Origin of the sequence: Flavobacterium macacae (genome assembly GCF_003865365.1) — a bacterium.
GTDB lineage: Bacteria > Bacteroidota > Bacteroidia > Flavobacteriales > Flavobacteriaceae > Flavobacterium > Flavobacterium macacae.
The window spans coordinates 28536-53584 of sequence record NZ_RQVR01000012.1 but is presented as its reverse complement, the minus strand read 5'-3'; the positions used below and the strand labels follow the sequence as shown (position 1 = coordinate 53584).

Below are 25049 nucleotides of genomic sequence, written 5' to 3'. Positions count from 1 at the left end.
AACGAGTAATTTTCGTATTTATTTTGGGGCTGTAACTGGACTGGAAAAATTTTTCATTTCGTTGTCAAACAAGTACAAACCTCCTTTATCGTCACCGATAAGATTGATTTTATCTAAGATATATCGGGCGTTTGCTTCTTCTTCAATTTGCTCAGCCACATACCATTGCAAGAAATTGTGCGTTGCATAATCTCTTTCGTCTAAAGAAATTCCAACTAAATCATTGATGCTTTCTGAAACTTTGATTTCATGTTCTAATAATTGCTTAAACAAAACTTTGTAACTTGTTAAGTCTAGAACCGGCTCAACTGTCCCAAAAATTTTGGCTTGTCCGCCTCTTTGGTTCACGTATTTTACCAATTTCAGCATGTGCAATCTTTCTTCTTCTGACTGTGCAAACATAAAAGTTGAAATCCCTTCAAAACCTTGAACTTCAGCCCAAGATGCCATGGCAAGGTAAATTTGAGATGAATCTCCTTCTACCTTAATTTGTTTGTTTAATGCGTCTTGTATAGTTTGTGATAACATAATCTGTATTTTTAAAAAACTAATTTACGGTTTTTGCAACGAAATCTTTTACTCTTTTGGATAAATCTTCGTTAACATTTACCAAAGGCAAACGTACTGTATTTTCCGACAATCCCAAAGTTTTAAAGATTTCTTTAACACCAGCCGGGTTTCCCTGCTCAAAAATCATATCGATTGCATCTGCAATTTGATAGTGAATTTCATAAGCTTGGTCCACTTTTCTTTCTAAACCAAGGCGCACCATTTCAGAAAATTGCTCTGGAAAACCTTCTGCAATTACCGAAATCACTCCTGCCCCGCCCGCCAAAACCATTGGAAGCGTTACCATATCGTCTCCAGAAATTACCAAGAAATCTTTTGGCTTGTGTTGAATTATTTTCATTGCCTGAACCATATCGCCTGCCGCTTCTTTAATCGCAACTACGTTTTTAAAATCATTAGCCAAACGGATTACCGTTGATGGCAGCACGTTGCTTCCTGTTCTTCCAGGAACGTTATATAAAATTACCGGAAGCGGTGAAGCTTCTGCAATCGCTTTAAAATGCTGGTAAATTCCTTCTTGAGTTGGCTTGTTATAATAAGGAGAAACCGAAAGAATAGCAGAAAATGATGCAAAATCTCTTGTTTTCAATTCTTCTACAACTTCAGCCGTATTGTTTCCTCCAACACCTAAAACCAACGGCAGTCTTCCGTTATTGGCTTCGATAATTGTTTGTATCACCAATTCTTTCTCCTCTTTTTTCAACGTTGCAGGTTCTCCAGTCGTTCCTAAAACAACCAGATAATTGATTCCGTTATCGATTTGATAATTGACAATTCTTTTCAAAGCTTCTACATCCACAGAAAAATCTTTTTTGAATGGTGTAACAAGTGCAACTCCTGTTCCTATAAGTGACTGCATAATTATATTTTGTTTAGTATTTTTAGATATTTGAATAATTCGGATATAAAAACTTTATAATTTTCAGCATTGGTACTGATCATAAAGTGGTTTAATCTTTTGTCGATAGTTGAAAATCCAACCTTAAAATTGGCTTTCGATTTAAAAGTCGTAATCATCAAAGGTGCTTTTTCAGTGTCATAATAACTGATAAGCATGTCAAATTCTTGATTGATAAAGTTAGAAACATTTTTGTTTTCTAAAATTCCTTTGAAACTCAAATCTTTGTGGCTGAAACTCGGATAATTGATGGTTTCTTTTTTCTTGAATCGATCTTTATAAAGCAATATTTGAATGTTCTCCCGTTTGATTCCGTTGGCCAAGAGCTCTTCAATTAAATTTACTTTATTTTCAAAATAAGTTTTATCAATAAGCAAACCAACCGTTCCTACCGGATGCGTTGAGGGGATTCCCTTAACATGGAGAGCACTTTTTTTTAATATTCTTTTGGCAGAAAAACTCTTGAAAAAATTCAGAAACATAGTACTTTTGCTTGGGACTACAAATTTAATCAAATAAGCCGTAATTCAGATGGTAAATCTAAAAAACTACAACGTTATATTAAAACATTTTGTTGTAATCTTAACAATGCTCTTCGCTTTTGGTTGTTCAAATCAAAAGGAATATGTATCAAAAATTGAAGGAAAACAAATTGCTGTTACCAATTTAAATGGAGAAAATACTGAAATTGAAGCATTTGTAAGGCCTTATCGCGAAAATATCGATAAAGACATGAATGAGATTTTGGCTTACGCTCCTGAAACGCTTGAAAAAAGCAAAGGAAAATGGCAAACTTCAATCGGAAGCCTGCAAGCCGACATCACTTTGGCTTCTGCCGATAAAATTTTTAATTTAAGAGAAAAAAAATCGGTGGATATCTGCCTTTTAAATCACGGTGGCATTAGATCAATTATTCCACAAGGAAATGTAACCACTAGAACCGCTTTTGAACTGATGCCTTTTGAAAATAATTTGGTCGTAGTGGCGTTGAAAGGCGAGCAAATCTTGGAAATGGCTGATTATATTATTAAGGAAAGAAAACCGCATCCGCTTTCTGGAATACAAATCATTTTGAACAAAGATGAAAAATCGTACAAAAGCATTTCGATTCAAGGAAAACCTTTGGACTTGAACAAAACCTATTATGGGGCAACAAACGATTATCTGTACAACGGAGGCGACAGCATGTATTTCTTTAAAAAAGGAACTGCCGTTTATGATTTGGATTATAAATTAAGAAATGTGTGGATTGATTATTTCAAGGAAGTGGATACAATTCCGGTTCCCCAAATTCAAAGAATTATTGTAGAGTAATTTAAATCCAAAGAAAAAAGCAACATGAAAAGAAGAGATTTTATACAGGGAAGCGTGGCAGGTTCCGCATTATTGACTGTCGGCGGCTTGTCATTGAGCAGTTTTGACACTTTAGAAACAAAATGCATCACCGTTTTACATACCAATGACGTCCACAGCCACATCGATCCATTTCCAGCCGACCATCCGCGAAATGCGAATATGGGCGGCGTTGCCCGAAGAGCGACTTTAATTGAAAGCATTCGCAAGGAAAACCCAAATGTCCTGCTTTTGGACGCAGGCGATATTTTTCAAGGAACGCCGTATTTTAACTATTACGGTGGCGAATTGGAATTCAAATTAATGAGCATGCTAAATTATGATTTGGCCACTATGGGAAACCACGATTTTGACAATGGCCTGGAAGGATTTGCGGCGCAATTGCCTCACGCAGAATTTGACTTCGTAAGCGCCAATTATGACTTTAAAAACACAATGCTGGACAGAATCGTAAAACCCTACAAAACCTTCAAAAAAGCAGGAATAAAGATTGGAGTTTTTGGGCTTGGCGTTGAATTAGAAGGACTGGTTGACAAAAAAAATTACAAAGAAACAATCTATAATGACCCAGTTGAGACAGCCCAAGAAATGACAAGAATCCTCAAAACGCAAGAAAAATGCGACCTGATAATTTGCCTTTCACACATTGGATATTCTTATAAAAACGAACCAAATAAAATTTCTGACTTAAATTTAGCGGCAAAAACAAAAGATATCGATTTGATTATTGGAGGACATACGCATACGTTCCTAGACAAACCAACCATTGTTAAAAACCTTGACGGAATTGATACTTTAGTCAACCAAGTGGGCTGCTACGGAATTAATTTAGGCCGAATTGATTTCTATTTTGACAAGGATAAAAACAAATCAAATCACGGAAGAACGATTGTAGTTTAGATTTCTTTCACAGAGATACGCAAAGAAAAAGCGCTAAGATTCACAAAATCCAAGCGCTTTTTTTATATCTTTTCTCTTTTAACTTCTGCGAAAATCTGTTAAATAACCTAACCCAACATAGCAATAAAATCGTCTTCAGAAATTATCGAAACGTTTAATTTGGTTGCTTTTTCTAATTTTGCCGGTCCCATATTATCGCCTGCAATTACAAAATCGGTTTTAGCAGAAATAGAACTTCCCACTTTTCCGCCGTTGTCCTCGATGGCTTTTTTCAAATCATCACGATTAAATTTTACAAATACACCGGAAACCACAAAGGTTTTGCCAATTAATTTATCTGTTGCATCCGGATTGAAAACCGTTTTGGTTTCCAACTGTACGCCATAATCTTTTAATCTTTGGATGATTATTTGGTTTTCTGAATTCTCAAAAAATTCTACAACACTTTGAGCAATTCTTTCTCCGATTTCATCGACCAAAATCAAATCCATCAAACTGGCATTGCTTAAATTATCAATATTTTGATAATGTTTGGCTAATTTTTTGGCTACGGTTTCGCCAACATATCGAATTCCAAGCGCAAACAAAACACGTTCAAACGGAACTTCTTTTGATTTTTCGATTCCGTTAACCAAATTTTCAGCTGATTTTTGAGCCATTCGCTCCAACGGAATAACTTGCTCAACCGTTAAATCGTATAAATCAGCATAATTTTGAACCAAATTATTATTGAAAAGCAAAGCAACCGTTTCGCCTCCAAGACCTTCAATATCCATTGCTTTTCTGGAAATATAATGCTGGATTCTACCGATAATTTGCGGTGGACAACCATAAAAATTTGGACAATAATGTTGTGCTTCGCCTTCTTTTCGAATCAATTCAGTTTGGCATTCTGGGCAATTGGTAATGTAAACCGTTGGAAGCAAATCCAACGAACGTGTTGTAAAATCGACACCAATAATTTTCGGAATAATCTCGCCTCCTTTTTCTACAAAAACTTTATCGCCAACCCGAATATCAAGTTTTTCAATTTGGTCGGCATTGTGCAAAGAAGCCCTTTTTACAATGGTTCCCGCCAACTGAACCGGCGCTAAATTGGCCACTGGCGTAATCGCACCCGTTCGTCCCACTTGATAGGAAATCAAATTTAATTTAGTAGAAACCTGTTCGGCTTTAAACTTGTAAGCAATTGCCCAACGTGGTGCTTTTGCTGTGTAACCCAATTCTTCTTGCAAGTGCAAATTGTTCACTTTCACCACAACACCATCGGTTTCATACGGCAAATCGTGGCGGTGGATGTTCCAATATTCTATAAATTCAAAAACTTCGTCGATGCTTTTGACCAATTTTGCTTCTTTTGGAACTTTGAAACCAAAATTTCTTGCTTTTTCAAGACTTTCAAAATGGGTCGTAAACTTGACATCGTTTCCAATAAGAGTATATAAAAGACAATCCAATGGACGTTTGGCAACTTCAGCACTGTCTTGCAATTTTAAACTTCCTGAAGCCGTATTTCTCGGATTGGAATAAGGTGTTTCACCAATCTCTATTAATTCTTGGTTCATTTTGGCAAAACCTTCCAAAGGCAGAACAATTTCTCCACGAATTTCGAAATTATCCGGGAAATCTCCTTTTAAATGCAACGGAACCGAACGAATCGTTTTAATGTTGTTCGTTACTTCATCCCCTTGAAAACCATCGCCCCGCGTCACGGCACGTTTTAATTTTCCGTGTTCGTAGGTCATTGAAATCGACGCGCCATCGTATTTTAATTCGCACGTATATTCCAACGGAACATCGCCTAAAATCTTCTGGATTCGCTTTTCCCAATCCAAAACATCTTCCTTTGAATAGGAATTATCCAACGAATACATGCGGTTTTTGTGCGTAACGGTATTGAAATTTTTAGTAACCGTTCCGCCTACTCTTTGGGTGGGCGAATGCTCATCAAAAAACTCTGGATGTTTGGTTTCTAAATCTTGAAGCTCTTTCAGCTTTACATCAAAATCATAATCGGAAATCGTTGGATCATCCAGAACATAGTAATTATGATTGTGTAAATTGAGTTCTTCGCGTAAAGATTGGATGGTTTCTTGAATGTCCATAAAAAAGAAATTGGCTATTTTAGTTCCTGTAAACAGAGCACTAAAATAACCAATTTATAGGAAATAAAACGAATTATGAAGCTTCAATTATTCCATTAATTTGAAGGTATAATTGGCCGTCGCTTAAAATTGCGCCTTGCTGGATTAATTCAAAAATCGCTTCGTTTCTGTCTTTGTCATAATTTTTATGGCCTAGTTTAATTTCAACAGTTTCCGTAAACATATTGTCACTCAACCATTGCAAACCTTCTTTTGTCATAAAATCAGTTTCAGGAACCAAGGCTTTTAAAACAATTGTTTTTACTAAAGTTTCCTGGCAATGAAAAAGGAAAATAAAATTTTTAGAAAAATGCTCTAAATAATTGGCTCCCGTCAAAACACCTTCCCAAATTAAATCAGAGAAAACGTCTAATTCTTGCTCCGCCACTTCTGGCTGTTGCGCTTTAATGTTATCCCACTCGCTTTTGTCAATGGATTGTGTTGCCAAAAAATTAGCAAATTCTTGATGAAGCGCTTCGAACTGTTCTTTTGTTAGTCTTCTGTATTTCATAGTCATTGCGAGGAACGAAGCAATCTGCTCCTCATTAAATTTATTATTAATACTCTATTTGTGATGAGATTGCTTCGTTCCTCGCAATGACATCAAAAAAAAATCCCGACTTACATCGGGATTTTATATTTCAATTGAGAAATATTATTTTTCAGCAACGATTTCGTAAGGTAATTCAACAATTACATCTCTGTGAAGTCTAACGCTAGCAGCATATTTACCGGTACGTTTAACAACACCAGAAGTGATGAATTTTCTTTCGATTGGTTGACCAGCTTTTTCTAAAGCTTCAGCGATATCAATATTAGTGATAGAACCAAAAAGTTTCTCACCACCTGCTTTTGCAGTAATTTTGATTTCAATAGCTTTCAATGATTCAGCAATTTTCTTAGCATCATCAACGATTTTAGCTTCTTTGTGCGCTTTTTGTCTTAGGTTTTCAGCCAAGACTTTTTTAGCTGAAGGAGTTGCCATATGAGCAAAACCTTGTGGGATCAAAAAGTTACGACCGTATCCGTTTTTCACAGTTACTACATCATCTTTAAATCCTAAATTTTGAACGTCTTTTTTTAAGATAAGTTCCATGTTGTTGTCCTTATTTATAGAAGTTAGGTTCCGTTTGACGAGAAACCAACAACTGAGTTTTTATTATTTTAATAAATCCGCCACGTATGGCATTAAAGCTAAATGACGAGCTCTTTTTACAGCAACTGACACTTTTCTTTGGTATTTCAATGAAGTTCCTGTTAAACGGCGAGGAAGAATTTTTCCTTGCTCATTAACAAATTTCAATAAGAAATCTGCATCTTTATAATCGATATATTTGATTCCAGATTTTTTGAAACGACAATACTTTTTAGTTTTGTTTGTTTCTATGTTCAAAGGCGTTAAATATCTAATATCTCCGTCTTTTTTTCCTGAAGCTGATTGTTGTAGGGTTGCCATAATAATTACGCTTTAGCTGCTTTTAGTTTAACTCTTCTTCTTTCTGCCCAAGAAATTGCGTGTTTGTCAAGAGCTACAGTCAAGAAACGCATAATTCTTTCGTCACGTCTGAATTCAGTTTCAAATGCAACCAAAACTTCTGGTGCTACTTTGAATTCAAATAAATGGTAAAAACCACTTTTTTTGTGTTGGATTTCATAAGCCATTTTTTTTAGGCCCCAATCCTCTTTTGATACCATCTCGGCTCCTCTAGAAGTAAGAAAATCTTCGAATTTGCTTACTGTTTCCTTTACCTGTACTTCAGATAAAACGGGATTCAAGATGAAAACAGTCTCATAATGATTCATAATTGTATATTTTATTTGTTATAAAATTGGGTGCAAAAGTAATCATTTAATTTAAGTATGCAAGCAAATTCCAACTATATTCGATGAATTGCAAAAAAACACATGAGAAATTGTTTTAGTATTGAAAATTATTTTACATTTATCGTGCCCAATCTAAAAATCCTATATTATTATGAAATTGAATTGTGTCGTTGTAGATGACAGTGCCATTCAGCGGATGACTGTGACTAAGCTGGTAACTAATCACCAAAACCTTAATTTGGTAGGTGATTTTTCAAATGCTATTGAAACCAAAAATTGTTTGACAAACAAAGAAGTGGACCTTATCTTTTTAGATATTGAAATGCCTGTAATTAATGGTTTTGATTTATTAGACGGTTTAAAAATAAAACCTCAAATTATCTTCATTACATCAAAAGCCGAATATGCTGTAAAAGCGTTTGACTATGACGCAACTGATTACCTCCAGAAACCCATTTCGCCACAGCGTTTCAGTGCTGCCGTGAAAAGAGCAATGGATTTATATGTGCTTCGTAAAGAAAATATTGATGAAGACAGCGAACATATTTTCATTAAAAGCAACTTAAAAAAATTAAAAATTTTCACTTCAAAAATCAAATGGATCGAAGCTTATGGTGACTACGTTAAAGTAGTTACTGAAGACGAAAACCACTTGGTATTGTCCACGATGAAATCTTTTGAAAGCGAATTATCGAAAGAACGTTTTATCCGCGTCCACAAATCATTCATCATCAATATTGACAAAGTTGATAAATTCAACAGTAAATTTGCCGAAATTGGTGTGACAAAAATTCCATTGAGCAGAAATAAAAAAGAAGACTTGGTGAAAGCTTTAGCTTCTGTCTAATAAAAGTCAACATTTACCGCCACCTTAATCGGTCGGTATTGCGGAACAGCCTCAAAACTATTCAATATCTTTTGGATAGTTTTTTTTGTGCTTCCAAGTGGCTTGTTTGTTGGTATTTTTATTAAAATTGTTCGAATGTATTCGTTTCTGATTCTACTGATTACCGGTTCTTCCGGACCCAAAACAGGAATATCTAAATGCTGATTCATCACTTTGTACAGCCACAATGCGCCTTCTTTCAATTTATCAAAATCGCGGTGTTTCATGGTGACTTTAACCAACCTATAATAAGGAGGATATTTAAAAATATGTCGGTCGTACAGTTGTTCCTTATACATACCAATGTAGTCATTATTAGTAACTTGCTGAATCGTGTTGTGATTGGGATTATACGTCTGGATAATCACTTTCCCACGTTTTTGCGAACGTCCTGCCCTACCCGAAACCTGCGTCATCATCTGAAAACTTCGTTCAAAAGCCCTGAAATCAGGATGGTACAGCATATTATCGGCATTCATGATTCCGACCAAAGACACATTATCAAAATCCAGCCCTTTGGCAAGCATCTGGGTTCCTACCAAAACATCAATCTCCCGATTCTTAAAACTGTCTATTATTTTTTCGTAGCCGTATTTCCCGCGCGTCGTGTCCTGATCCATTCTGCCTACTTTTTTCTCTGGAAACAATTCTTTGATTTCCATCTCAATTTGTTCGGTTCCAAAACCTTTTGTGGTCAAATCTACGCTGGAACATTGATGGCAATTCGTAGGCTTTGCCATCGAATACCCACAATAATGGCATCGCAGTTGGTTTTTATTTTTGTGATAGGTCAAACTCACGTCACACTGCGGACATTCCGGAACGTGACCGCACGTGAGGCATTCCAAAACCGGCGAATATCCACGACGGTTTTGAAACAAGATAATTTGTTCGCCTAAAGACAAGGCTTCCGCCATTTGTTCCAAAAGCGTGTCGCTAAAATGCCCTTTCATCTTTTTACGGAAATACTTGTCTTTCAAGTCCACCAGTTCAATTTCAGGCATCATCACATTTCCAAAACGCTCGGTAATTTCAACCAACCCAAATTTATCATTTGTAGCATTAAAATACGTCTCCAAACTTGGCGTAGCTGAACCTAAAAGTACTTTTGACTGATGTGAATTTGCCAAAACAATAGCCGAATCCCTAGCGTGATATCTCGGAGCTGGATCATGTTGTTTAAAAGTCTGCTCGTGTTCTTCATCAATAATCACCAAACCCAAATCTTGGAAAGGCAAAAATAATGACGAACGCGCCCCAATCACAATTTTTGCTTTCGGAGAATTCTCTAAAACTTGTTTCCAAACTTCCACACGCTCGTTATTGGAATATTTTGAATGAAAAACCGCCACTTGGTTTCCAAAATAAGCAGTCAATCGACCAACCAACTGTGTAGTCAGGGCAATTTCTGGCAAGAGATACAAAACCTGTTTCCCTTCCTTTATATAGTCTTCAATTAATTTGATGTAAATTTCAGTCTTGCCACTCGACGTCACGCCGTGCAAAAGACACACTTCTTTCTCTTGAAAAGAAGTTTTAATTCCGTCAAAAGCATTTTGCTGGGCAACACTCAACTGCAAGTATTTCTCCTTAATATTTTGATCAAAAGACACGCGGTCTTCCTGAATATGGTATTCTTCAAAGATATTTTTATCCACCAAAGCCTTTAAAATCGATGAAGAAGTTTCAGATTTTTCAATCAATTGTTTCACAGCAATCGGTTTTTTGTCAAGCGCTTTCAACTGAAAAAATGACAGCACGATATCTTTTTGCTTTTTGGCATTTTTAAGCAATTCCAATAGCAAAGCCAAACCTTCATTGGAATCATATTCAGAACTCAAGCGAATGTATTTCACCAATTTCGGCTTGTATTCCTCTATGATTTCTTCATCCAAAACCAAGATGTTTTTATCGATCATCTTTTGGATAATCGGAAACACGTTCCTTTTATTCAATATCGAAGAGATATCCTGGATCTTCAATGAACTCTGCTGTAGCAGGGCATCGTAAACCAGAAACTCTTCGTCAGACAAATCGGTTTCCAAAACAAAAACGTCGTGCTTTTTCGAAATCACGGTTTCAGTTTCCAACAAAAAAGCCGAGGGCATCGCGCCCCGATACACGTCGCCGATAGCACACATATAGTAAGACGCGATCCATTGCCAATGTGTGATCTGAATTTCAGTCACAATGGGCATTTCGTCTAAAATTTGGTGAATTTCTTTAGCTTCGTATAATGTCGGTTCGTCTTGATGCAGGCCAATCGCCAAAGCCGTATAGATCTTGGTCTTGCCAAACGGAACCGCAATGCGCATTCCTTTTTTAATGTAATTGTATTCCGCCTCAGAAACCCGGTAAGTAAACGTTTTGGAAAGCGACAAAGGAAGAATGACTTCTACAAAATACATTTTTTGATGGATTGATTGAATTACAAAGATAAGTTATTGAGAGAAATGAAGCAATTCAATTTTAAACTTAGCGCCTCACCAACTTAATTAAACAAATTCTTCCTCTTCAATCGATTAATCGCGCCGTTCAATTCAAAGCCTAAAAGCAGAATCATACAGTTCAACCAGATGTAAATCATCAAGATTAAAAGTGTTCCGATAGAGCCGTAAAGCTCATTGTATTTAGCAAAACGAACCACATAAATACCAAAAACAAAAGAGGTGAGTATAATTAAAACCGTAGTAAAAATCGACCCGATGCTGAAGAATGAATTGCGTCGGGTTTGTTTGGTTCCAAATTTAAAAAGTATCGAAGTGGCTGTCAGAATCATAATCCCAACAAACACAAAACGACCGATAGTAACCAAATTAATGGTATCAAAAATACCTTGGCTTTTCATTGTTTGAATGATATACTCAAAAACAACGATAGCTGAAACCGTTATGATTAACAACAAGGCGAGCAGCATCGCAATGCCGATCGAAACTGCATACTGCCTAAAAAAACCTCTGGTAACCGTGATATGTCTTGAAATTTCAAAACCGCCCAAAATCGCATTGACACCATTCGCCATTAAAAATATCGAAAGCAGAAAACCAGAAGACAGCAATCCTTGGTATGAATTATTCAAAATATCGCTAATGATTTTAGCAATCGCATCATACGTATTTGGCGGAACGCTTTCCTCCACAAATTGCAGAAAATCGGCTTGAAAATTCTCAATCGGAATATAAGGAATCAAGTTCAAGATAAACAGCGCAAACGGAAAAAGCGCCATAAAAAAGCTAAACGCAATCGCACTCGCGCGGTACGAAAACGCTCCCTTGGCAATCCCGATAAAATAAAGTTCTAACAAATCATAAAACGACAAACCTTCTAGCCACGGCAATTTTATCTTCTGCGTAAAATGCATCAGTGGCCTGATCACCGGAATTTTCTCGAGCTTGTCTTCTATAATTTTCGTCACTTTCAGGGTCTTTTAAATGGCTTTTAAGCTTAGATCTAAGTTGTAAACCGAGTGCGTCAAAGCACCCGAAGAAATATAATCAACGCCACATTCAGCATACTTCCGAATCGTTTTTTCATTGATATTCCCCGAAGATTCCGTTTGGCATTTGTCGCCAATCAGCGCCACAGCAGTTTTAGTATCTTCAAAATTGAAATTATCAATCAAAATTCTATGAATGTCATCTGATTTCAAGATTTCCTTGATTTCATCCAAGTTTCTGGCTTCCACAATAATTTTTAAGTCTAAATTATTTTCCTTCAGATAATCCGTCGTTTTAGCAATCGCTTTCGTGATGCCACCCGCAAAATCAATATGGTTGTCCTTCAGCATCACCATATCATACAGCGCAAAGCGGTGGTTCTCACCTCCTCCAATTCGCACCGCCCACTTTTCAATAGCGCGGATACCCGGAGTCGTTTTTCGAGTATCTAAAATCTTTGTTTTCGTTCCTTCTAGCAAATCTGCAAAAAATTTCGTTTTGGTAGCAATCGCCGACATTCGTTGCATCGCGTTCAAAACCACGCGCTCTGATTTTAAAATCGACTGCGATTTTCCCGAAACGTGAAACACCACATCACCATATTTTACTGGAGTTCCATCTTCCATAAACGTCTCGATTTTCATAGCAGGATCCACATAGTGAAACACCATTTTGGCAAATTCCACGCCCGCAATCAGCCCGTCTTCCTTCACCAAAAGCTTTGCTTTTCCTTCCGCATGCGCCGGAATACACGCCAGCGAACTGTGATCGCCGTCGCCAACATCCTCACGGATAGCATTTTCTATAATTAATCGTAGTTCGTCCTGAAATTGTGCTTCTGAAATCATCTTGAAATTTTAAGTGAAGCTAAAATAACAAAATCTTTCCGACCAGCAATGTTATTTTTAAGAAGCGAATCTTCAGGCCTTTCCAGCTCTCGCATTTCCCGCTTTCTGCAGTAGCTTTTCTCCGTAAACGGAAGAAAAGGCTACTCCCGCCAATCGGGGCTATTTGAGAAACTTTCGGCATTTTTGTAATCTTCTGGATCCAGCGAAGTCGCAAAACATCGCAAAACATATTGGTAAAAAAAACTCTCCAACTTTAAAACTTTGAAAACTTCTCAAAAAAAAAGCCCCATCAAAAACTGACGGGGCTCTTACCACTAACAAACTCAAACTCTAATTCTTTGGCGGAACATTCGTTCCCGTTCCAATCGGTGTCATTCCCGTTCCGGCTGGAGTAGTTCCTGTGGGATTCGGAACCGTACTATTCGGATCCACGGTGCCGTTTGGATTCATCGTTCCTGGATTGGCAGTTCCATTCAGATTTATACTATTCGGATCCGTTGTCGTCGAAGCAGGTTCAATCGGCTGATTCGGATTACTGGTCGAATTATTACTTCTCGTGCTTCTCATTTCTGTACTTTTTTGAGAATCCGTCGTTGTCGTTGTTTTTTTCTTCTTATCCTTTTTCTGTTGCTGATCTTGTTGTGTTTTTGTTGTCGTACCTGTTGTGGTGGTACTTCTCGTTGTTCCTGTTTTCGGGTCTGTTTGTGCAGACATTACGCCAAAAGCAAAAAATGCGGAAAGCGTGATTAAATACCTTTTCATAACTATTTTATTTATTGATTTTACAATTTTCGAAAACCTAGTTTCTGTATGCTTATTACAAATTTCAGCATCTTAAGAATAAAACCTATTACAAAATATCTTCCAAAACTTTCATAATACTTTAGTTTTCAAAATAGTAACCTTTTAAAATTTAGTAAAAATCACTAATTTAAACTTTGTAACTTTGCATCTCAGCAACTTTGCAACTCTAAAAAGATGAACATTAAATTAATTGCCATTGGCAAAACCGACAATAAATCACTGCAAACCTTAATTGATGATTATCAAAAGCGATTGTTGTTTTACATCAAATTTGATTTAGAAATTATTCCCGATATCAAGAATGTAAAAAATCTTTCCGAAGCACAGCAGAAAGAAAAAGAAGGCGAATTGATCCTGGCAAAACTCACGCCAACAGACCAATTGATCCTTTTAGACGAAAACGGAAAGAATTTTTCAAGCGTCGGTTTCTCTGAAGAATTGCAGAAGAAAATGAATTCCGGAGTCAAAACATTGGTTTTTGTAATCGGAGGTCCTTATGGTTTTTCAGAAACCGTTTATGCCAAAGCACAAGGAAAAATCTCGTTGTCGTTGATGACGTTTTCGCACCAAATGGTTCGGTTGTTTTTTATCGAACAATTATATCGCGGATTTACCATTTTAAGAAATGAACCGTATCATCACCAGTAAAGATTTTTGATTGTAGCAGTGCGAAATTAGATTTTGGAATTCAGTACGGAGATATAAGGAATGTTGCCAAAATATAGCATGTAACAAAACCATACTTAAACTAAAAAAAAGTATCATTGCTGATGAAAATATTTGATAGTTTCCCAATATTTAGGATCAACTTTTTTCCAATAAATTTCATAAAAATCACTTTTCCCTTGATATTCGTTTTTTATTAAATTTGAAAAATATTCTGATATTTTTTCCTTTTCCATACAAGTCTCAGCTAGTAAGTCAATTCCGTTTTCAAAAACCATAACAGAGGCATAAATATGTTTAAATTCCTCAATTCCGTTTGCAAAAACGTCTATTTTTCTCCCGTCTGAAAATAAATCAACTTGACTCCAGACTAATATTGGATGTTTAGTACCTGTAATATATATTTCTTTATCCCATATTCCGAATTTATCAAACATGCCTTTTCGAGTAGAAGACGCTGAAGCAACGCACTCATATCGCATCTCATTCAGCAAAATGGTTCCATTACCTACATTTGATTCCTTTTTTACAAAATTAATCTTTGTGAAATTATTCTTATAAATCTTGGCACATTTTTCAGCTTTATATTTTTCTTGCTGTGAAAAACAAGTTAACGCTACAAATGTAAGAGCGAGAAAATAATTGTTTTTCATTTGGTAAATATAAAATAAATTATTTATTCAATTTCTCAAATAACATAACGCATTCCACCGCTTCTTTCACATCGTGAACCCTTAAAATCTTGGCACCTTTCATTAAGGAAACAGTATTTAAAAAAGTCGTTCCGTTTAACGCGTCCTGCGGAGAATTCCCTAATGTCTTATAAATCATCGATTTTCTAGAAATTCCTGATAACAAGGGTAAATCCAGCATTTGAAACAACTCTAATTTGTTCATTACTTCAAAATTTTGTTCCAAAGTTTTTGCAAATCCAAAACCGGGATCCACAATCAAATCATTGATTCCAAAACTTCGGGCTTCATTGACTTTTTCTGAAAAATAAAAAAGCATTTCCTTTATAATACCTTCATAATCAGTGAAATTTTGCATCGTTTGCGGATTTCCCTTCATGTGCATCATAATGTAGGGAATATTATACTTTGCAACTGTTTCCATCATTTTAGCGTCTAAATTCCCTGAAGCAATATCGTTAATTATTGATGCGCCTGCTTCAATAGAAACTCGTGCGACTTCACTCCTAAAAGTATCGATTGAAATTAAAATCTCCGGAAAAACTTTGACAAGCATTTCAATCACCGGAAGAATTCGCTTGATTTCCTCCGTTTCCGAAACATATTCGGCGTTTGGTTTTGAAGAATACGCCCCGATATCAATAAAAGTGGCGCCTTCAAAAAGCATTTTTTGTACTTTGTCAATAATGGCTTGGTCACCCTCATTTTTTCCTCCGTCAAAAAAAGAATCAGGCGTTATATTTAAAATTCCCATCACTTTGGGTGTTGACAAATCGATAAGTTTTCCGTTGCAGTTCATTGGCCTCTAACCCCAAAAGGGGAGATTGTAGTTAATCGCACAAATTTATCGAATTTATTTTACAATATTGCCGTTTCCCTTTTGGGGGTTCGGGGGCATTTGGATATATTTGTAAAAATTAGACCAAAATCAATGAATAACACTTCTCACCAATATGACAGCGTTATCGGCACCTGCCGAACTTTATTCATCAATAAAATGACTGACTACGGAAGTGCTTGGCGAATTTTGCGCCTGCCTTCCCTAACCGACCAAATTTTCATAAAAGCACAAAGAATCAGAAGCTTGCAAGAAAATGGCGTTAGAAAAGTAGACGAAGATGAAACGGGAGAATTCATCGGAATCATCAATTATTCGATTATGGCTTTGGTGCAATTGGAGCTTGGCGTTGCTGACCAACCTGACTTGAATGTGGAAAAAGCAACCGAATTATACGATGCAAAAGTGGCCCTTACCAAAGAATTGATGGAAGCTAAAAATCATGATTATGGTGAAGCTTGGCGCGAAATGCGTGTGAGTTCATTAACCGATTTGATCCTGCAAAAATTGCTTCGCGTAAAGCAAATTGAAGATAACAAAGGAAAAACGTTGGTATCTGAAGGCATCGATGCCAATTATCAAGACATGTTAAACTATTCGGTCTTTGCCTTGATTTTAATGGGTTTTGCCAAATAACAAGTCATTAACAACTATAAATTACCACAAGCTCTATTTTTGAGAAAACTTTAAAAACATGGAAAACGCAAAAAAATACTTACCGTGGACAATTAGAATCATTATTTCTGTTTTATTTCTTATTTCCGCAGTTGCAAAATTATACCCAAGTCCTTATTTCGCAATTTCAACTTTCGAAGTAAAACAATTGTATCCGATGGGATTTTCAGAAGATGTGGCTGTTTTTTTCTCTAGAATTTTAATCGGAATTGAATTGGCACTCGGAATTTTATTGCTTCAAAGTAATTATTTGCGCAGGATTATTATTCCTGCTACAATTTTAATGCTGGTTGTTTTTACAGCGCATTTGACGATTGACACCATTCAAAACGGAGGGAATTCAGGTAACTGCGGTTGCTTCGGAAGCCTGTTGCCAATGACGCCAATTGAAGCGATTATCAAAAATGTGGTTGCCATTATTTTATTGGTTATTTACCTTAATATCGTTCCGAAAATCACGAATGAAAAAAGCAACTTTTGGGTTTTGACTACCATTACTTTTGCGTCGATTTTGGCTCTTTTTATGTTGGCACCCATTCAGCCCAAAGTAGCCGAAGTTGTTTTGGAAGATATAGAAACTGCTCCAACAGAAAATGCTCTTTTAGAAGAAAACTCTACATCTTTATCAATTGAAACAGCAGTTGCTGAAGAAAATAAAACTACAGAAACTGCTACAACAGCAATTGAAAAACCCGTTTCAGACGAACCTGCTCCACAAAAATCAGGTTATGCACAATATTTTTCAAACATTGACAAAGGCAAAAAAATCTTGGCACTTTTCGTTCCGGGCTGTGACCACTGTCGCGATGTGGCAAAAGAATTAGCAGCAATGAAAGCTAAAAACAAAAATTTTCCAGAGGTCGAAGTTATTTTTATGAACGAAGAACCGGAGAAAATTCCTGACTTTTTTGCTTACGCTGGAAAAAATTTCCCCTACAAGATAATAGAAGTGATTCCGTTTTGGAAGCTTTTAGGAAACAGCAAAGACACACCCGGAATCATCTATTTATGGAATGGGAACAAAATCAAGGAATGGGACGGAATTAACGAAAAGCAATTTGTTGGTTCTGAACTGCAAAACATCTTGAAAAAGAACTATTCTGAAATTAAAAAATAATGCTGAAATACCTTTTAAATAAAATAGGATATGCTTTTCTGACACTTTTTGGAGTGGTCACGGTCATCTTCTTTTTATTTAATGTTTTGCCAGGCGACCCGGCGAGAATGATGCTTGACCAAAATGAAAATTCAGAACAATTGGCGATTGTCAAGAAAAAATATGGTTTTGACAAGCCGATTTCAACACAGTATTTTTATTACCTGAACGACCTGTCGCCTATTTCTTTTCACAGTACAAATTCAGAAGATTATACTTTTCTTTCTGAAGGGAAATACAACGCGGTTTCGCTGATTTCTATCGGAAACAATGAAGTGGTTTTAAAGTCGCCTTACTTACGCGAAAGCTTTCAAAAAAGTGGTAAAAAAGTTTCTGATGTGATTGGAAATACGTTGCCGAATACTTTTTTGCTGGCACTTTTTGCCATTGTCATTGCCATTGCCATCGGAATTTTACTGGGAATTATTTCTGCTTTATATAAAGATACCTGGATTGATCGAATCATTGCGCTGTTAAGTACACTTGGAATGAGCATTCCGTCGTTTTTCAGCGCGATTCTTTTTGCTTGGTTTTTCGGATTCTTGCTTCACGAATACACGGGTTTGAATATGACCGGAAGCCTTTATGAAGTGGATGATTTTGGTGAAGGTTCGTATATCCAGTGGCGCAATATTTTGCTCCCGGCTATTGTTTTGGGCATTCGTCCGCTTGGCGTTGTGATTCAGTTGATGCGAAATTCTTTGTTGGAAACTTTAGGCCAAGATTACATCAGAACGGCACGAGCAAAAGGTTTGTCTGAATTCCAAATTATCAGGAAACACGCGGTTAAAAACTCGTTGAATCCAGTGGTTACTGCAATTTCTGGCTGGTTTGCTTCGATGCTTGCCGGAGCCGTTTTTGTTGAATATATCTTTGGATGGAACGGTCTTGGAAAAGAAATCGTGGAAGCTTTGAACAATTTGGACTTGCCCGTAATTATGGGTTCTGTAATCGTAATTGCAACGACATTTGTGGTGATTAATATTTTGGTCGATTTGGTGTATGCGTATTTAGATCCGAAGATTCGAATCAGTTGATTTAAAATTTTTTGATTTAAGATTTGGATTGCGATTAATTGCTTTATGAAGATTGAAAACTGGGCGATTCTTTGGGAAAAAACTTTTCGATTCTTTGCGTTAAAACAACGAAAACGGTTTCGCAAAAAACTACTTCCTCCTCAAATTTTAATAAACCATTCTGAAAACTAAATATTATATTTGCTTATCTTAAAAAAGACACACAATGAAAAAAGTATTTTTATCATTACTTATTATTATGGGAACGATTTCTTGTTCTCAAGCTCAAAAAACAGAATTTTCACAAGAAGCTTTAGCTGAAAAGTTAGTGACTTTAGACGGAAAAGAAATTGCTTTCCAAGATATTTTAGCAAAGCACAAAGGAAAAACCGTAGTTCTTGATTTTTGGGCGTCTTGGTGCAGTGACTGTATCAAAGCGATGCCAAAAGTGGAAGATATGATTGCTAAAAACCCGAAGGCGGATTATGTTTTTATTTCTTTGGATAAAACCGCTGAAAAATGGAAAGCTGGAATTGAAAAATATGAATTGAATTCTGGTGACCATTATTTGGTTAAAGACGGAATGAAAGGAACTTTTGGAAAAGCAGTTGACTTAAACTGGATTCCGAGATATATTGTGATTGACAAAAAAGGAAAAATAGTGATTTACAGAGCTATTGAAACTGATTTTGATAAAATTAACGCTACATTAAAAAAACTAAAATAATGAGAACAAAGATTGTTGCAGGAAACTGGAAAATGCATAAAAATGCAGAAGAAACAGAAGATTTATTAAACGATTTGATTGACAAATTGCCAAACGATGTGGAAGCAAGAGTTATCGTTGCACCCACATTTGTAAATTTATCTTCGGCTGTTGAGCACTTGCAGTTTACAAACATCGGCGTTGCCGCACAAAATATGCACCAATCAGAAGCAGGAGCTTTTACAGGTGAAATTTCAGCTGATATGTTGAAAAGCATCGGTGTTGATATCGTAATTTTAGGCCATTCTGAAAGAAGAGCTTACTTTCACGAAACAGATGCGCTTTTGGCAGAAAAAGTAAACACGGCTTTGAAACACGATTTGGAAGTTATTTTCTGTTTTGGAGAAGAATTAAAAGACAGGCAATCAGAACAGCATTTCAATATTGTTGAAAACCAATTGAAAGACGGTTTGTTCCACTTGGAAGCAAAAGCTTGGGAAAACATCATTTTGGCTTATGAGCCAGTTTGGGCCATTGGAACCGGAGAAACAGCTTCGCCAGAACAAGCACAAGAAATGCACGAATTTATTCGTCAGACTGTCAAAACTAAATTTGGTGCAGAAGTAGCTGAAAACGTTTCTATTCTTTATGGAGGAAGCGTCAAGCCAGAAAATGCAAAAGAAATTTTTGGAAAGCCAGATGTTGACGGTGGATTGATTGGCGGTGCAGCTTTAAAAGCAACAGATTTTTCGGCTATCGTTGCTGGAATCTAAATGATTTTATTGAGATATAAAAAAGCTCAGAAATTACTTCTGGGCTTTTTTGTTTCTTAACTATTACCAAAACATTATGCCATAACTTTAAAGAAACATCATGGCTTCTCATCTTAATCTTTCTTTTATTTGCAAGTAATATTTAAATAATACGAGTGTTTGACTTTTGCGGTTATTAAACAAACCACAACTATGTCAAAAAACTACGCACAACTTGAAAGAGGAATTTTACTCCTTTCGCTTTTCCTAATGACCCAATTTTCTTGGGGACAAAATCTAATGCATTATTGGAATTTCAATAACAATGCATCCGTTTCAACAATCACAACGCCAACGCAAACTTTTGGAGGCGCTTCAATTTCTGCCGTTCCAGGAGGAATCAGTACTATCGATTTTGCTGGCGGTGTTAACCAAAATTTCAACGTTTTAAATTTAAATGCGCAAAATGATGACGCTTCAGGAACCCACTTGCGTTTCAATGATCCCATAGGCGGTGCATTGGTTTTCGCCATACCTACAACTGGTTATGAAAATACAATTGTGAAATTTGCAACGCGCCGTTCAGGGTCAGGTGCTGGAACTCAAAAATGGTCGTATTCTGTGGACGGAACTACATTTACTGCTTTTACAGATGTGATTCCTAATAACGGCGACCCAGCATTGTCCACTTTAAATTTTAGCAACCTTGCTTCTTCGGATAATAATCCAAATTTCAAATTAAAGGTAGAATTTGAACAAGGCGCTGGCGGAACAGTCGGAAACAATCGTTTTGATAATTTCACTGTCGAAGGAACTGCAATGGGTGGCACGGATACCACAGCACCAAACGTAATTTTTTCTCCTGCAAATGCAAGTACGAATAATACTATTGCTGTAAATCCTACCCTAACTTTTAATGAAAATGTAAGATTACTCAATGATAGCGCGATTACAAATTCAAATGCACCGTCACTTGTGGAACTTCGTTTGAATAATGCAACGGGTGCAGTTGTGCCATTTTCGGCAACTTTTTCTTCCAATGTACTTACGATTTTACCCACTTCTCCTCTATTGAACAGTCAAAATTATTATGTAGCTCTTCTTCCAAATTTGGTTGAAGACACTAATAACAATGTAATTACTACATTAAAATCTGCCACTTTCACAACGGCCTTTTTTGAAGCAAAAATTTCTATGGCTTCTAATTTTGTAACCGTTGAAGAAAATGCGGGAACTTTAAATTTCGTTTTAAACGCAATAAGTCCAACAAGCGGGTCTGTAAATTTAGTAGTAAAATCGGCTCCATTTAGTACGGCAGACGCGAATGATTTTACTATAGCTTCTCAAACTTTAAATTTTACAGACGGAAGTCCTCTGTCCCATACCATTCAAATTCCGATTATTGACGATACTTTAGAAGAACAACACGCTGAATATTTTGTGGTACGCTTAGAAAATCCGGTGAATTTTACCATCACTGGAAATCCTGAAGCCACCATTTATATCAAAGATAACGACAGATTGGCCCCGATTCCGAACCAAAATATTACGTTAGATTACATTGGAAGCTTTGATCCTTCTGGCACAAATTCAAGTACTTGTGAGATTGTAGTTCACGATCCTGTTTCGCAAAAATTATTTACAACAAGCGCGGTTGCTGGTTATTTGGATATCATAGATTTTTCTGATCCAACAGCTCTTTCTGTAATTAATTCGATCAATATGAATCCTTATGGTGGCGTTACGAGCGTTGCCGTAAAAAACGGAATCGTGGCTGTTGCTTCGCCAAATGCGAACGAAGCGCTTGACGGATCAGTTGTATTTTTTACAATTGACGGAACATTTTTAAAACAAGTTACCGTTGGCGCTTTGCCAGATATGATCACATTCACTCCAGACGGAACTAAAGTTTTGACGGCAAATGAAGGCCAGCCAAATGCGGATTATTCTGTAGATCCAGAAGGTTCTGTGAGCGTTATCACTATTTCTGGAGGAATTACAAACTTGACGCAAGCTAACGTAACGACCATGTTATTTACGCAATTCAATTCGCAAGAAGCTTCTCTTATGGCAAGCGGTGTTCGTAAATTAAAATCAACAAGCACATTATCGCAAGATTTTGAACCAGAATACATTACGATTAATGCAGATTCAGAAAAAGCGTATGTTGCTTTGCAAGAAAACAATGCGATTGCAGAAATCGACTTGACAAATAATACTTACAATTCTGTTTGGGCTTTGGGTGCAAAAGATATGAGCTTGGTTGGAAACGGAGCTGATATTTCTGACAATAACGGACAAATTTTAATTGCAAACTGGCCCATAAAATCGTTCTATCAACCTGACGGAATCGCAAATTATTCAGTTGGTGGTACAAATTATATTGTGACTGCAAACGAAGGTGACGAAAAAGAATACACTGGTTTTGTGGAAAGAATTGCGGTTGGCGATGCTTCTTACACTTTAAATCCTGCAAATTATCCGCAGTCTTCCATGTTGAAACAATCGTACAACGCAGGCCGTTTTAGAGTTACAGCTTTTTCAGGAAATACAGATGCTAACGCAGATATGGAGCAAATTTATGCACTTGGCGGAAGATCTTTTTCAATCTTTAATGCAGATACAAAACAGCTTGTTTATGACAGTGGCGATGATTTTGAAATGTACACCGCTTTGACTCCATCGATTGCTCCTTTATTCAATTCAAATCACGAAGAAAATGGTGCGAAATCAAGAAGCCGTGCTAAAGGTCCAGAGCCTGAAGGTGTGACAGTGGCAACAATTGCTGGAAAAACGTTTGCTTTCATCGGATTGGAAAGAATTGGTGGCGTGATGGTTTATGACGTTACCAATCCAAATGACGTAAAATTTGTAGATTATAAAAACAACAGAAGCGTTTCTGCTTACACGGGTGATCACGGTCCAGAAGGGATTTTGCACATCAAAGCTTCTGAAAGCCCAACAAATAAAGATTATATTATTGTGGCAAATGAAATCAGCGGTACTTTGACATTGTTCGAAGTAAATACTGAAAATCTTTCCAAGCCAGATTATGGATTTGAACCAAAAACTTTTGTTTTGTTCCCAAATCCTGCCACAAACGGAATCGTTTATTTTAATAGAGTTGCTGACATTGAAGTATTCGATTATTCAGGAAAATTAATTCACTCGGCAAAAGAAGCCCTTACAATCAACACGTCAAGTTTTGCTACAGGAATCTATCTTGTAAAAACTTCTGAAGGAATCACAAAAAAACTTGTTGTGAAGTAGTTTGTGAATTTCAATTGACACGCATGTTCTTTAATTTTTAAGTCGATTGAAAGCAAAAATCCCGTCGTTCTGGCGGGATTTTTTTGTTTAATCAAGTAGCTCAAAACTAAAAAAAGTGCACATTTAGCTTTTTAAAATTTATGGGTAAAATATCATTAATTAACTATGCTTCCACTACCATTAATCAATTCTTAAAATAAAAAAAAGCCCACAAATGTGAGCTTTTAAATTATATTCCGATTTCAACTTGAAATCTGACGTACCAATTTTTTTTGTTGCTTCCGTCAAAATAATTCAGGTCGTCTAAAGTCACTTCGCCTTGCAATTTAAAGGCGTGTTCCCACAAATATTTGGTTACGCCTATGCTGTATTGCTTTACATTTGGCGCTAACATTTCAATATCTTTATTTACTTTTTGAGTAGAAAATCTTCCGATAATTTCGTAATTTGTAGGGAAAAGGTAACTCGCTTGGTAGTCAAAACCGCTTCCGGTGTACACATAATTAAAGTCGGTGGCATCTTCTGGATTAAAAGTAATGGGATCATCAGCCGTTCTAGACAAATAACTTGTCATAAAAGCCCATCCGTTGTATTTTAATATGGCATCGGCAAACACCGCTTTTAAAGTTCTTTGTTCAAACAAATCTTCGCCCAATTGACCTTGTGTTCTTCTGGCGTGGTTGTTTTGCTGAAAACCTCCCGAAAGCATCAATTTTGGCTTTTCTTCACGTACAATATCACCTTCAAAATAAGCGCCGTCTTTTGTAAAAGCGCCAAATGGCAAAACTTCTACTTTTCCTGTTAAGGCAACTCCGTTATCATTGCTTTTTGTCCAGTTTCTTCCTTCCCCAGTAGAAACCGCACCTTTAAAATTATACGAGAATTTATTTGTATATTCATTCAAGTAATGCGCTTGGAAGCCAAAATCACGGTCAATTGTAAATTTTGCGTTATTTATAGACCGATCCGTTAATTGCAAACCTCCAGACGAATTTACCCTTTGTCTGTTTCCAGGCAATTTGGTTTGTCCAAAACTAAAACTCCACGTTTCATTCGGGCGATAATAGACTACCGCATCGCGAATAATGTTGACGTTTTCTCCTTCTTCAATTTCGCCTATATCTCCGGGAGCGAAAGAAAGTTGCACCGCATATAAAAATTTTGGATTCCCGACATACCCGTCAAAGCGCAAACGAAGTCGTCTAATTTGTCCGTCATAAGAAGCATCTTCATCCTCATTCTGGATGTAAGAAACTCGGTTTTGCATCCTGAAACGAATATTTAATTGAAAAATACTATCAGGAGAAGTCAAGCCGACGCCTCGACCAAAGTTATAATATGGCAATGTCGGCAATTTTAAATCATTGTCTTTAGTACTGACATTTACGACTTGTGCGCTGGAAATCGTTGCACAAAAAAGTAAACCTAAAAGAAAAAGCTGTTTCATTTTAAAAGTTGTATTTAATACAATTAAGGTAAAGTTTACTTTACATTTTAGAAACATTCAAGAGAAATTAGTTTCATAATTTTACCAAAAATATACTTAAATTATCATTGTGCAAACTTAATATTAATTTTGACGCACCAATGTTATTAGAATATTACCTTTGCAAA

General features: G+C 36.5%; 25 protein-coding genes. 10 read left to right on the top strand and 15 right to left on the bottom strand.

Features of this window, described 5'->3' with window-relative positions; translation table 11 throughout:
- Positions 1–18: 18 nt before the first annotated feature.
- The 3 genes from EG849_RS11095 to EG849_RS11085 are packed head-to-tail and all read right to left on the bottom strand — an operon-like array spanning position 19 to position 1950.
- On the bottom strand, positions 19–528 hold the full coding sequence (locus EG849_RS11095; RefSeq protein ID WP_125013152.1) for a ferritin: 510 nt from the start codon (positions 526–528) through the stop codon (positions 19–21).
- 19 nt (positions 529–547) lie between these two features.
- Positions 548–1429, bottom strand: a complete 882-nt coding sequence (gene dapA / locus EG849_RS11090; protein WP_125013151.1) for a 4-hydroxy-tetrahydrodipicolinate synthase — start codon at positions 1427–1429, stop codon at positions 548–550.
- A gap of 2 nt (positions 1430–1431) precedes the next feature.
- The gene (locus EG849_RS11085; protein ID WP_125013150.1) at positions 1432–1950 is read right to left on the bottom strand and encodes a DUF6913 domain-containing protein; all 519 of its coding nucleotides are present in this window, start codon (positions 1948–1950) and stop codon (positions 1432–1434) included.
- A gap of 106 nt (positions 1951–2056) precedes the next feature.
- On the opposite strand from EG849_RS11085, the gene EG849_RS11080 reads away from it, so the two are divergent.
- Both EG849_RS11080 and EG849_RS11075 read left to right on the top strand, forming a co-directional pair.
- On the top strand, positions 2057–2782 hold the full coding sequence (locus tag EG849_RS11080; protein WP_317125203.1) for a 5'-nucleotidase: 726 nt from the start codon (positions 2057–2059) through the stop codon (positions 2780–2782).
- A 24-nt stretch (positions 2783–2806) separates the two neighbouring features.
- Positions 2807–3721, top strand: coding sequence for a bifunctional metallophosphatase/5'-nucleotidase (locus tag EG849_RS11075; RefSeq protein ID WP_125013148.1), 915 nt, complete (start codon positions 2807–2809; stop codon positions 3719–3721).
- 107 nt (positions 3722–3828) lie between these two features.
- Here the strand turns inward: EG849_RS11075 and ligA are convergent, their stop codons facing one another.
- The 5 genes from ligA to rpsF all read right to left on the bottom strand — a co-directional run bounded on the left by ligA (position 3829) and on the right by rpsF (position 7668).
- Positions 3829–5826: an NAD-dependent DNA ligase LigA gene (gene ligA / locus EG849_RS11070; RefSeq protein WP_125013147.1), complete on the bottom strand. Its 1998-nt coding sequence runs from the start codon at positions 5824–5826 to the stop codon at positions 3829–3831.
- Positions 5827–5899: 73 nt separating this feature from the next.
- Positions 5900–6376 carry a DUF6495 family protein gene (locus EG849_RS11065; RefSeq protein WP_125013146.1) on the bottom strand — a complete coding sequence of 159 codons (477 nt, stop codon included), beginning with the start codon at positions 6374–6376 and terminating at the stop codon, positions 5900–5902.
- Between the two features lie 144 nt (positions 6377–6520).
- Positions 6521–6961 carry a 50S ribosomal protein L9 gene (gene rplI / locus EG849_RS11060; protein WP_125013145.1) on the bottom strand — a complete coding sequence of 147 codons (441 nt, stop codon included), beginning with the start codon at positions 6959–6961 and terminating at the stop codon, positions 6521–6523.
- A 63-nt stretch (positions 6962–7024) separates the two neighbouring features.
- Complete coding sequence (rpsR, locus tag EG849_RS11055; RefSeq protein WP_007138295.1) at positions 7025–7321, bottom strand: 30S ribosomal protein S18; 297 nt, start codon at positions 7319–7321, stop codon at positions 7025–7027.
- A gap of 5 nt (positions 7322–7326) precedes the next feature.
- The gene (rpsF, locus tag EG849_RS11050) at positions 7327–7668 is read right to left on the bottom strand and encodes a 30S ribosomal protein S6 (RefSeq protein ID WP_125013144.1); all 342 of its coding nucleotides are present in this window, start codon (positions 7666–7668) and stop codon (positions 7327–7329) included.
- A 172-nt stretch (positions 7669–7840) separates the two neighbouring features.
- Here rpsF and EG849_RS11045 point away from each other — a divergent pair, with 172 nt between their 5' ends.
- Positions 7841–8536 carry a LytR/AlgR family response regulator transcription factor gene (locus EG849_RS11045; protein ID WP_125013143.1) on the top strand — a complete coding sequence of 232 codons (696 nt, stop codon included), beginning with the start codon at positions 7841–7843 and terminating at the stop codon, positions 8534–8536.
- Here EG849_RS11045 and priA read toward each other — a convergent pair.
- The 4 genes from priA to EG849_RS11025 form a co-directional block, all read right to left on the bottom strand.
- Complete coding sequence (gene priA / locus EG849_RS11040; protein ID WP_125013142.1) at positions 8533–10983, bottom strand: replication restart helicase PriA; 2451 nt, start codon at positions 10981–10983, stop codon at positions 8533–8535. The two genes, EG849_RS11045 and priA, sit on opposite strands and share 4 nt — an antisense overlap.
- Before the next feature lie 83 nt (positions 10984–11066).
- On the bottom strand, positions 11067–11990 hold the full coding sequence (locus EG849_RS11035; RefSeq protein WP_125013141.1) for a YihY/virulence factor BrkB family protein: 924 nt from the start codon (positions 11988–11990) through the stop codon (positions 11067–11069).
- A 12-nt stretch (positions 11991–12002) separates the two neighbouring features.
- Positions 12003–12860, bottom strand: coding sequence for a carboxylating nicotinate-nucleotide diphosphorylase (gene nadC, locus EG849_RS11030; RefSeq protein WP_125013140.1), 858 nt, complete (start codon positions 12858–12860; stop codon positions 12003–12005).
- Between the two features lie 330 nt (positions 12861–13190).
- Positions 13191–13622, bottom strand: coding sequence for a hypothetical protein (locus tag EG849_RS11025; RefSeq protein WP_125013139.1), 432 nt, complete (start codon positions 13620–13622; stop codon positions 13191–13193).
- A 216-nt stretch (positions 13623–13838) separates the two neighbouring features.
- Between EG849_RS11025 and rlmH the strand changes: the two genes are divergently transcribed.
- Positions 13839–14312, top strand: a complete 474-nt coding sequence (gene rlmH / locus EG849_RS11020) for a 23S rRNA (pseudouridine(1915)-N(3))-methyltransferase RlmH (RefSeq protein ID WP_125013138.1) — start codon at positions 13839–13841, stop codon at positions 14310–14312.
- Between the two features lie 113 nt (positions 14313–14425).
- Here rlmH and EG849_RS11015 read toward each other — a convergent pair whose 3' ends face one another.
- Positions 14426–14983, bottom strand: coding sequence for a hypothetical protein (locus EG849_RS11015; RefSeq protein ID WP_125013137.1), 558 nt, complete (start codon positions 14981–14983; stop codon positions 14426–14428).
- 19 nt (positions 14984–15002) lie between these two features.
- Complete coding sequence (gene folP / locus EG849_RS11010) at positions 15003–15821, bottom strand: dihydropteroate synthase (protein ID WP_125013136.1); 819 nt, start codon at positions 15819–15821, stop codon at positions 15003–15005.
- 132 nt (positions 15822–15953) lie between these two features.
- Between folP and EG849_RS11005 the strand changes: the two genes are divergently transcribed.
- The 6 genes from EG849_RS11005 to EG849_RS10980 all read left to right on the top strand — a co-directional run bounded on the left by EG849_RS11005 (position 15954) and on the right by EG849_RS10980 (position 23435).
- Positions 15954–16496, top strand: a complete 543-nt coding sequence (locus tag EG849_RS11005; RefSeq protein WP_125013135.1) for a DUF1599 domain-containing protein — start codon at positions 15954–15956, stop codon at positions 16494–16496.
- Between the two features lie 58 nt (positions 16497–16554).
- The gene (locus tag EG849_RS11000; RefSeq protein ID WP_125013134.1) at positions 16555–17652 is read left to right on the top strand and encodes a DoxX family protein; all 1098 of its coding nucleotides are present in this window, start codon (positions 16555–16557) and stop codon (positions 17650–17652) included.
- A complete protein-coding gene (locus EG849_RS10995; RefSeq protein WP_125013133.1) occupies positions 17652–18728 on the top strand; it encodes an ABC transporter permease in 1077 nt (358 codons plus the stop codon). The genes EG849_RS11000 and EG849_RS10995 overlap by 1 nt, the downstream gene beginning before the upstream one ends.
- A gap of 205 nt (positions 18729–18933) precedes the next feature.
- Entirely contained in the window at positions 18934–19434 is a 501-nt protein-coding gene (locus EG849_RS10990) for a TlpA family protein disulfide reductase (protein ID WP_125013132.1), read from the top strand.
- Positions 19434–20186 carry a triose-phosphate isomerase gene (tpiA, locus tag EG849_RS10985; protein ID WP_125013131.1) on the top strand — a complete coding sequence of 251 codons (753 nt, stop codon included), beginning with the start codon at positions 19434–19436 and terminating at the stop codon, positions 20184–20186. Before EG849_RS10990 ends, tpiA begins: the two co-directional genes overlap by 1 nt.
- Positions 20187–20378: 192 nt before the next feature.
- Entirely contained in the window at positions 20379–23435 is a 3057-nt protein-coding gene (locus tag EG849_RS10980) for a choice-of-anchor I family protein (protein WP_125013130.1), read from the top strand.
- 229 nt (positions 23436–23664) lie between these two features.
- Here the strand turns inward: EG849_RS10980 and EG849_RS10975 are convergent, their stop codons facing one another.
- Complete coding sequence (locus EG849_RS10975) at positions 23665–24882, bottom strand: porin (RefSeq protein ID WP_125013129.1); 1218 nt, start codon at positions 24880–24882, stop codon at positions 23665–23667.
- Positions 24883–25049: the final 167 nt, after the last annotated feature.

Bases quoted from the DNA above. Each gene is read 5' to 3' on its own strand.
- EG849_RS11075 (WP_125013148.1), top strand. From the start codon at position 2,807: ATGAAAAGAAGAGATTTTATACAGGGAAGCGTGGCAGGTTCCGCATTA.
- EG849_RS11045 (WP_125013143.1), top strand. From the start codon at position 7,841: ATGAAATTGAATTGTGTCGTTGTAGATGACAGTGCCATTCAGCGGATG.
- priA (WP_125013142.1), bottom strand. From the start codon at position 10,983: ATGTATTTTGTAGAAGTCATTCTTCCTTTGTCGCTTTCCAAAACGTTT.
- EG849_RS11015 (WP_125013137.1), bottom strand. From the start codon at position 14,983: ATGAAAAACAATTATTTTCTCGCTCTTACATTTGTAGCGTTAACTTGT.
- ligA (WP_125013147.1), bottom strand. From the start codon at position 5,826: ATGGACATTCAAGAAACCATCCAATCTTTACGCGAAGAACTCAATTTA.
- rlmH (WP_125013138.1), top strand. From the start codon at position 13,839: ATGAACATTAAATTAATTGCCATTGGCAAAACCGACAATAAATCACTG.
- EG849_RS10980 (WP_125013130.1), top strand. From the start codon at position 20,379: ATGTCAAAAAACTACGCACAACTTGAAAGAGGAATTTTACTCCTTTCG.
- EG849_RS11095 (WP_125013152.1), bottom strand. From the start codon at position 528: ATGTTATCACAAACTATACAAGACGCATTAAACAAACAAATTAAGGTA.
- EG849_RS11080 (WP_317125203.1), top strand. From the start codon at position 2,057: ATGCTCTTCGCTTTTGGTTGTTCAAATCAAAAGGAATATGTATCAAAA.
- nadC (WP_125013140.1), bottom strand. From the start codon at position 12,860: ATGATTTCAGAAGCACAATTTCAGGACGAACTACGATTAATTATAGAA.
- EG849_RS11085 (WP_125013150.1), bottom strand. From the start codon at position 1,950: ATGTTTCTGAATTTTTTCAAGAGTTTTTCTGCCAAAAGAATATTAAAA.
- rpsR (WP_007138295.1), bottom strand. From the start codon at position 7,321: ATGGCAACCCTACAACAATCAGCTTCAGGAAAAAAAGACGGAGATATT.
- dapA (WP_125013151.1), bottom strand. From the start codon at position 1,429: ATGCAGTCACTTATAGGAACAGGAGTTGCACTTGTTACACCATTCAAA.
- EG849_RS10990 (WP_125013132.1), top strand. From the start codon at position 18,934: ATGAAAAAAGTATTTTTATCATTACTTATTATTATGGGAACGATTTCT.
- rpsF (WP_125013144.1), bottom strand. From the start codon at position 7,668: ATGAATCATTATGAGACTGTTTTCATCTTGAATCCCGTTTTATCTGAA.
- EG849_RS11065 (WP_125013146.1), bottom strand. From the start codon at position 6,376: ATGAAATACAGAAGACTAACAAAAGAACAGTTCGAAGCGCTTCATCAA.
- EG849_RS10995 (WP_125013133.1), top strand. From the start codon at position 17,652: ATGCTGAAATACCTTTTAAATAAAATAGGATATGCTTTTCTGACACTT.
- EG849_RS11005 (WP_125013135.1), top strand. From the start codon at position 15,954: ATGAATAACACTTCTCACCAATATGACAGCGTTATCGGCACCTGCCGA.
- rplI (WP_125013145.1), bottom strand. From the start codon at position 6,961: ATGGAACTTATCTTAAAAAAAGACGTTCAAAATTTAGGATTTAAAGAT.
- EG849_RS11000 (WP_125013134.1), top strand. From the start codon at position 16,555: ATGGAAAACGCAAAAAAATACTTACCGTGGACAATTAGAATCATTATT.
- folP (WP_125013136.1), bottom strand. From the start codon at position 15,821: ATGAACTGCAACGGAAAACTTATCGATTTGTCAACACCCAAAGTGATG.
- EG849_RS10975 (WP_125013129.1), bottom strand. From the start codon at position 24,882: ATGAAACAGCTTTTTCTTTTAGGTTTACTTTTTTGTGCAACGATTTCC.
- EG849_RS11025 (WP_125013139.1), bottom strand. From the start codon at position 13,622: ATGAAAAGGTATTTAATCACGCTTTCCGCATTTTTTGCTTTTGGCGTA.
- tpiA (WP_125013131.1), top strand. From the start codon at position 19,434: ATGAGAACAAAGATTGTTGCAGGAAACTGGAAAATGCATAAAAATGCA.